This window comes from Betaproteobacteria bacterium, assembly GCA_009377585.1.
GTDB lineage: Bacteria > Pseudomonadota > Gammaproteobacteria > Burkholderiales > WYBJ01 > WYBJ01.
The window spans coordinates 4,652-11,868 of record WHTS01000143.1 but is presented as its reverse complement, the minus strand read 5'-3'; the positions used below and the strand labels follow the sequence as shown (position 1 = coordinate 11,868).

Genomic DNA, 7,217 nt, shown 5'->3' with positions numbered 1-7,217 from the left:
ATGCTCGCACCAGAAACGATGCTGGCGCGAAGGGCGGCACCGAGGAAGTGGCGGCGCTTCATCGGAGCGCCCCCTGCGCGAAACCGGGCTCGCCCGGGCCGGGCGGCAGCGCTGCGCGCCCGAATACCACGCTGGAAGGATTGGCACTCAAGTCCGCGATCAGCCGCTCGAGACTGCGCGAGCTGCGCGTGAGGTCGTCGAGCAGCAGGTGCACGCGCGGCAGCGTTTCGTTGCCCGCGACCGAAACCAGCGTATCGCCCGCGCGCGCCACCTGCTCGACCGACGCGCCGATCCGCTCGGCGCTCGCCGCCACCCGCTCCAGCGTCCGGCTGCGCTCGTCGAGCGTGGCGGCAAGCCCCCGCAGATCGGCGATCAAGGCATCGGCGTTCGTGAGCGTCTTGCCGGCGCGGCTCGCCAGTTCCGGGACTGCGTGCGCGCTCTTCTGCAGCGCCGTGGAGACGGCGCTCACGTCCTGCGCCGCGCGCTCGAATGCAGCCAGCGTGCGCAGCGCCTGCTGCCGATTCTCATCATCGAGCCAGATCTCGAGCTTGGCCGCGACCGCGGCGATGCGCCCGATCGCCTGCTCGCCCGAGCCTGTAACGCGCTCCAGGAACGAGGGCCGCAATTCGATCCTCGCCTGCTCGGAATCGGCCGGATCGCGCAGCGCGCTGCTGCTGCCGTCGTCCTCGAGATGAACGTACGACAGCCCGGTGATGCCCTGGGGAGCCAGCTCGGCGTAGGTGCCGCGGGTGATCGGCGTGCCCTGGCTCACCGAGATATCGACCAGGATCGTGCGCGGATCGGCGGAATCGAAACGGATGCGATCCACCTTGCCGACTTCGACCCCGCGATAGCGCACGTCCGCCTGCGCGTTCAATCCGCTCACTACGCCGCGGGTGTGCAGGATATAGCGGTCCTGCGCGATCGGCTCGCCGCGCAGCCACAGTGCGGCTGCGACCAGCGCCGCGACCAGCACCAGGGTGAACAGGCCGGCCGCCAGTGCGTGTGCCTGATTTTCCATTTAGGCTATCGTTAGATCGGCATCAGACGCTGCACGTCCTCGAGCACCTCGAGGGCGCGCCGGCCGCGCTCGCCTTGGAAGAAATTGCATACGAACGGATGGTCCAGCGCGGTGATCTCGCGCAGCGGCCCGACCGCCAGCAGGCGTTGTTCGCACAGCACGGCAACGCGATCGGCCAGAGACACCAGCGTATCGAGGTCGTGCGTCACCATCACCACGCTCAGACGCATCTCCCTGCGCAGTTCCTCGATGAGCGCGACGAAGCTTTCGGAACGGTCCGGATCGAGCCCGGCCGTCGGCTCGTCGAGGAACAGCAGCTCCGGATCGAGCGCGAGCGCGCGGGCAAGACCGATGCGCTTGATCATACCACCCGACAATTGCGCCGGCATCTTGGCGGCATGCTGCGCTTCGATGCCGACCATCTGCAGCTTCGAGATCACCAGGTCGCGGATCACGTCCTCGTCCAGCGTGCGCAGCTCGCGCAATGCCAAGGCGATATTGTCGTAGACGTTGAGCGCCGAGAACAGTGCGCCGTTCTGGAACAGTACGCCCCAGCGGCCGCGCACCGATTCGAGCTGCGCACCGCTGCAGGCGTCGAGATCGATGCCGAACACCCTCACGCTGCCCCGATACGGCCGCTCCAGACCCAGCATCTGGCGCAGCAGCGTGGTCTTGCCGCTGCCCGAGCCGCCCACCACGCCGAGCACTTCGCCGCGCCGCACGCTCAAGTCGATGCCCCGGTGCACGACGGTGTGGCCGAAGCGGCTCCACAGGCCGCGCACGTCGATGACGTTGTCCTGGTCCGGGCCCGCGGCGGCGATCGCTGATTGCATGGGGTTCAGAATGCAAGCCCGACGTTGCGAAAGGCGATCGCGAACACCGCGTCGACCAGGATCACGATCGTGATCGCGGTGACCACCGAGCTGGTGGTGCCGCTGCCGAGGCTCTCGGTGTTCGGCCGGATGCGCAAGCCGTAGTGGCACGCCAGCACCGCGATCAGCACGCCGAACACGGCCCCCTTGCCGATGCCGAGGTAGAGGTTGGCGATGGGTACCGCCCCTGGCAAAGCCTCGATGAAGTAGCCATAGCTCAAACCCAGCTCGGCGTGCGCCGCCACCATCCCGCCCAGCAGCGCCACGGCGTCGGTCCACAGGATCAGCAGCGGCAGCCCGAGCGCGAGCGCGATTACTTTTGGCAGCACCAGGCGCGAGATCTGCGGAATTCCCATCACCGACATCGCATCCAGCTCCTGTGTGACGCGCATGACGCCCAGCTGCGCGGTCATCGACGAGCCGGAGCGTCCTGCTACCAGGATCGCGGCGAGCACCGGCCCGAGCTCGCGGATGATGCTCACACCCAGGATGTTCACGATGTACACGTCGGCGCCGAAATTCTTCAACTGGTTGGACGACAGGAAGCTCAATACCACGCCGATCAGGAATCCCACCAGCGCGGTGATGCCGAGCGCCTGCGCGCCCGTGCGGTAGAGATTGGCCGAGATCTCGCGCCAGGGCGCGCGGCTCGGATGGCGCGCGAGGGCGATGAAATCGAGCACCAGCGCCCCGGTGAGCATCACCAGGTCGAGTACATGCGCGTAGATGCGCACCGCCCACGCCGCGGGCAGCCAGGCCAGGCGCTGCCAGTGCCGAATCCGCGGCAGCGCGGGCGCATCCGCCGCTGAGACCAGGCGGCGGAAAAACGACTCGTGCTCGCTCTTCACCGCGGCCCGCGGCGAGCGCGGCCGGCCCCACGCATGCCACAGCAGCGCCGCTCCGGCATGGTCCAGGTGCGCCACCGGGCGCAAGTCCCACGCGGCCGAGGCGTCCGCGGCCGCCCGCTCGAGCTCGGCCTGCAGCTCGCTCAAGCACGGCTGCAGCGCCGCCAGGCTCCACGACCCGTGTACTTCGATCGAGCGCGCGCCGTCCGCCGCGGCGTGGTACACCAGCCGAGGCGGCTCGAGGCCGGCATCCGGCGCGTTCACCGCGCGCTCCGGCGCGGCCGGGAGAAGGGACGATAGAGGGCGGGGCGACAAGGGGCGTGTTTCATGGCGATGGACACAAGCTCACTCTGCGGCCGGGAAGCGCGCGGGAAACCGCCCATGCCTCGGGTGCGAGCGGCCGCCGCGCGCAATGTCGAGCAGCAGGCTCAGCCGTGGATGTAGTTTTCGAGCTGGCGAATGATGAATTCCTGCTCGGAAATCGTCTCCTTCACCAGGTCGCCGATCGACAGCACGCCGACCAGGCGATCGCCCTCGAGCACCGGCAGGTGACGCACCCGCTTGTTGGTCATGAGGGCCATCAACTCCGGCACCGTCTGGTCGGGGCGCGCATACATCACCCGTTCGGTCATGATCTCGCGCACCTTCGTGTCTTGCGACGACTTCCCCTTGAGAATGACTTTGCGCGCGTAGTCGCGCTCGGACATGATGCCCACGAGCCGTGCGCCCTCCACCACCAGCACGGCGCCGATCTCGCGCCGCGCCATCAGCTTGAGCGCATCCAGCACGTTGCTGTCCGGGGCGACCGAGATCACTTCGGCCCCTTTCGTGTCGAGCAGCTGGCGGACGGTTTTCATGGTTGCTCCTCGCGCCTGGAGACGCCACGCGCCCTGCCGGGCGCACCCACTCGGATCGATCAGCGTGATCGATGGTAGCCCAAATCGGCACGGCGGATAAGGCTCCAGGCACTCGCGCGCGCGTCGCCGGCATCCACGCGCTCGGCGCACCGGATCGCTGGTGTCGCAGCATTCGCACGCAGCCGAGTGCCCCCGGCGTTCGGCTATTCGCCGCCCGCCGCCTGCGCCGGCGGCGCGTCGCGCTCGAGCATCTCGGCCGCCTGCTCGGGCGACAAGGCCTGGCTGAAGAGGAAACCCTGCATCTCGTCGCAACCCTGAATGCGCAGGAACCGCGCCTGCTCCTCGGTTTCCACGCCCTCGGCCACGGCGCGCAAGCCGAAGCTGTGGGCCATGGCGATCACGGCGCGTGCGACCGCCGCTCCGTTACCCGGTTGCGCGATGGAGGCGATGAAGGAGCGGTCGACCTTCACGGCATCGAGCGGAAAGCGCTGCAAGTGAGCGAGCGAAGAGAAGCCGGTGCCGAAATCGTCCACCGCCACCCGCACGCCCTGCTCCTTCAACATGCGCAAAGCCCGCACCGCGCGCTCGGCGCTCTGCATGATAGTCGCCTCGGTGATCTCGAGCTGCAAGGTGCCGGGTTGCAGGCGCGTGGCACGCAGCACGTCCTCGACGCAGCCTACCAGATTGCCATGGGCGAAGTGGCGCGGCGAGACGTTGACTGCCACGCGCACCGGTTTGGCACCGCGGTCCTGCCACATCCGCGCCTGTGCGCAGGCGGTGCGCAGCACCCATTCGCCGATGTGAACCGCCAGCCCCGTTTCCTCGGCGAGCGGCATGAAATCCGCCGGCGCAACGATGTTGTCCTCGGCACGCCGCCAGCGCAGCAACGCTTCCATGCCGACCACGTCGCGGCCGTCCATGTCGAACATCGGCTGGTAGACGAGCAGCAGCTCGCCGCGTTCCAGCGCGTGGCGCAGCGACGCTTCCAGGTCCAGTCGCTCCAGCGACAGCCGGTTCATGTGCGGCGAATAGAACTGGTACTGGTTCTTGCCCGCTTCCTTCGCCCGATACATGGCGATGTCGGCGTGCTTGAGCAGTGCATCGGCATCCTGGCCGTCGTTGGGATAAGTCGCGATCCCGATGCTGGCCGAGATGTGGAACTCGTGGCCGTCGAAGAAATACGGCTCGCCGGCCTGATCGATGATCTTCTGCGCCACGCCCGCCACCTGCATGGCGGACTCGTATTGCTCGATCAGGACGACGAACTCGTCGCCGCCGTGGCGGCCCACCGTATCGCCCTCGCGCAAGCTGTCGCGCAGCCGGTCGGCCACTTCCCGCAGCAACCGATCGCCCGCCTCGTGGCCCATGGTGTCGTTCACCACCTTGAAGCGGTCCAGGTCGATGAACAGCACCGCCACCTTGTGATCGTAGCGCGCGGCCTGCGCCAGCGCCTGCCCCAGGCGCTGACCGAAGATGGTGCGGTTCGGCAAGCTCGTCAACGGATCGTGGCTCACCACGAATTGCAGGCGGCGCTCGGTCTCGCGGCGCGCGATATGCTGGCCGATCAGGGCGCCGAGCTGACCCGCGACGCGCAGCAGATCCTGATCGGGTTGGCGCGGGTTGCGCGAGTAGAGCTCGATCGCACCGAGCGTTTCGCCATCCACGCACACCGGGAAGGCAAGAGCGGTACGCAACCCCGCGTCGCGCACGGCGGCTGCGAGCACGCTCGCTTCCTGTTCCAGATCGGCTGCCCAAACCGGCATCGCCCGGGCGAAGACCTTGCGCGCGAGCGCGGTCGTTTCCTGACTGCCAATGCGCGCCGCTTGCGCCACCGCGCCGAAGCGCTCGAGCGCCGAATCGCCCGGCGTGTGCCACCATTCCTGGCAACGCAATGTCCCTTCGCCCGGATCCGCCACCCAATGCATTCCGCATATCCAGTCGGACAGGCCGCAAAACGCCTGTATCACACGGATGACCGCGTCGCCCGCGCTATCGGATTCCGCCAGCGAGCGGGTCACGACACCCTGCAAAATCATGTGACGTTCGGCACGCTTGCGCGGCGTGCTGTCGACATAGATGCTCAGGACGGCGAAAACTCGACCGTCGCGATCCGTAAGCGGGATGGCGCGGACCTCGGCGCTGAAGCGGCTTGCGTCGCTGCGAACGCACTCGAGCTCGGCCTGCTCGATGCGCTCGCCGTCGAGAACGCGCTGCAAGCGGCGCTCGGCGCCGATCCGGTCGGCATCGGGGCCGAAAGGCAGCGCATGGCCCACGACTTCGGCGGCACGCCAGCCGAACAGCTTCTCCGCCTCGGGATTCCAGATGCGTATGCGGCCGTGCTGATCTTCGACCACCACCGCCATCGGCGCGCAATCCAGCAGGATTCCGAGCCATTTGCCGTCGTCTCCGGGGTGCAGCAGCAAGGCGTCCGTGAAGGACGGCAGATTCGATTCATGACCCACAATGATCTCGTTCTTTGGCCCGTCTCGGTGTGCGGGCGAGTCCGGCCTGGAACGCAAATGCCGTGCCGATGGGTCGTCCGGACGGCGGATTTTCACGGGTTGCACCGCTTACTCGAGCGCTCCGCGCGCTTCGAGGGCTCTCGGAGCCGCGGCCGAATCGTTCCTGCGTCCCCTGCGCTTGGCGCGATACGGTGTCGCGCCGAGCAATGCATTGCGACCCGCGCCGATGCATATGGCATAGCGGAGCGCCATGGGCCACCGCATGGCGACCGGCCCGATGAATCGGGAATATTCGGTCATGGATGCAATCTCAGCCGCATTGCCAGCGCGCGCGGCGCGCGCCTTGGTCGGTCCAATCCGCGACGCGGCGGCGCACTTCCCCAATATTGGCGAAGGCCATGGCGGCCGACGTCCCGAGGCCCACGGCATTCATGGCGCCACGGGCCGTCACCACAGTCTTGATGCGGAAACCGCGCCAGCCTCGCAGCGGCATGGTGTCGGGCAGTTGAACCGGGGGCGAGGCGTTTTGCCAGATGCCGACGATGCGGGTCTCATAGGGTGCGCCGCGGGGACTGCGGTTCGCCGAGACGAACTGCAGCTCGAACCGGACCTGGCCATCGGCGCCGGGCCCGATCTGGCCCGTGACGCGCCAGGGCGCGAGGAACTCGCCGTCGGCGCCGATCGTCGAGACTTTCACCGCCCGATCGTGCTCGGCTGCGTCGATCGGCATTTCGCGCTTGATGCTCGCCGGGCCGGCAGGCACGGCGCGCTCCAGCAGGCGCAGTACCAGCTGCAGCATCAGCAGCGGTCCGTTGAAGCTGTCGAGCTCGCGCCCTCGCTCGAGCGGGACGTCGCGCGCAAGCAGTACGCCGTTCGCCACCAGCATGAGCGCCCCCGCGCGTGCCTGTCCTGCGCGCGTTTCCTCCAGATCGAGCACGATATCGCCATTGCCCGAGCGCTGAAAGCGCCACTGTGCGGAAAACCCCAGTCGCTCCTGAGTCACGCCGAGCAGCACCCGATTGCCCTTGGCCCATTCGGAGCTCGCAACCGCCGGATCCGCCGGCGGCTGCCGGGATTGAGCCGCGGCCAGGGTCGCCGCCAAGGCGAACGAAATCCCGACCAGGGTCGTTTTGAGCCTGCAATCCATGTTTTCCGGCTGC

The 7,217-nt window shown here is 67.9% G+C and carries 6 protein-coding genes; all 6 read right to left on the bottom strand.

The window, feature by feature from the left end; all coding sequences use genetic code 11:
- Positions 1 to 58 precede the first annotated feature (58 nt).
- On the bottom strand, positions 59 to 1,021 hold the full coding sequence (locus GEV05_27335; GenBank protein MPZ47012.1) for an MCE family protein: 963 nt from the start codon (positions 1,019 to 1,021) through the stop codon (positions 59 to 61).
- 11 nt (positions 1,022 to 1,032) lie between these two features.
- Entirely contained in the window at positions 1,033 to 1,854 is an 822-nt protein-coding gene (locus GEV05_27330) for an ATP-binding cassette domain-containing protein (GenBank protein ID MPZ47011.1), read from the bottom strand.
- A 5-nt stretch (positions 1,855 to 1,859) separates the two neighbouring features.
- On the bottom strand, positions 1,860 to 3,053 hold the full coding sequence (locus GEV05_27325; GenBank protein MPZ47010.1) for an ABC transporter permease: 1,194 nt from the start codon (positions 3,051 to 3,053) through the stop codon (positions 1,860 to 1,862).
- 113 nt (positions 3,054 to 3,166) lie between these two features.
- Positions 3,167 to 3,595 carry a CBS domain-containing protein gene (locus GEV05_27320; protein MPZ47009.1) on the bottom strand — a complete coding sequence of 143 codons (429 nt, stop codon included), beginning with the start codon at positions 3,593 to 3,595 and terminating at the stop codon, positions 3,167 to 3,169.
- A gap of 203 nt (positions 3,596 to 3,798) precedes the next feature.
- The gene (locus tag GEV05_27315) at positions 3,799 to 6,162 is read right to left on the bottom strand and encodes an EAL domain-containing protein (protein ID MPZ47008.1); all 2,364 of its coding nucleotides are present in this window, start codon (positions 6,160 to 6,162) and stop codon (positions 3,799 to 3,801) included.
- A gap of 205 nt (positions 6,163 to 6,367) precedes the next feature.
- A complete protein-coding gene (locus GEV05_27310) occupies positions 6,368 to 7,204 on the bottom strand; it encodes a hypothetical protein (protein ID MPZ47007.1) in 837 nt (278 codons plus the stop codon).
- Positions 7,205 to 7,217 lie beyond the last annotated feature (13 nt).

Bases quoted from the DNA above. Each gene is read 5' to 3' on its own strand.
- GEV05_27335 (MPZ47012.1), bottom strand. From the start codon at position 1,021: ATGGAAAATCAGGCACACGCACTGGCGGCCGGCCTGTTCACCCTGGTG.
- GEV05_27330 (MPZ47011.1), bottom strand. From the start codon at position 1,854: ATGCAATCAGCGATCGCCGCCGCGGGCCCGGACCAGGACAACGTCATC.
- GEV05_27320 (MPZ47009.1), bottom strand. From the start codon at position 3,595: ATGAAAACCGTCCGCCAGCTGCTCGACACGAAAGGGGCCGAAGTGATC.
- GEV05_27310 (MPZ47007.1), bottom strand. From the start codon at position 7,204: ATGGATTGCAGGCTCAAAACGACCCTGGTCGGGATTTCGTTCGCCTTG.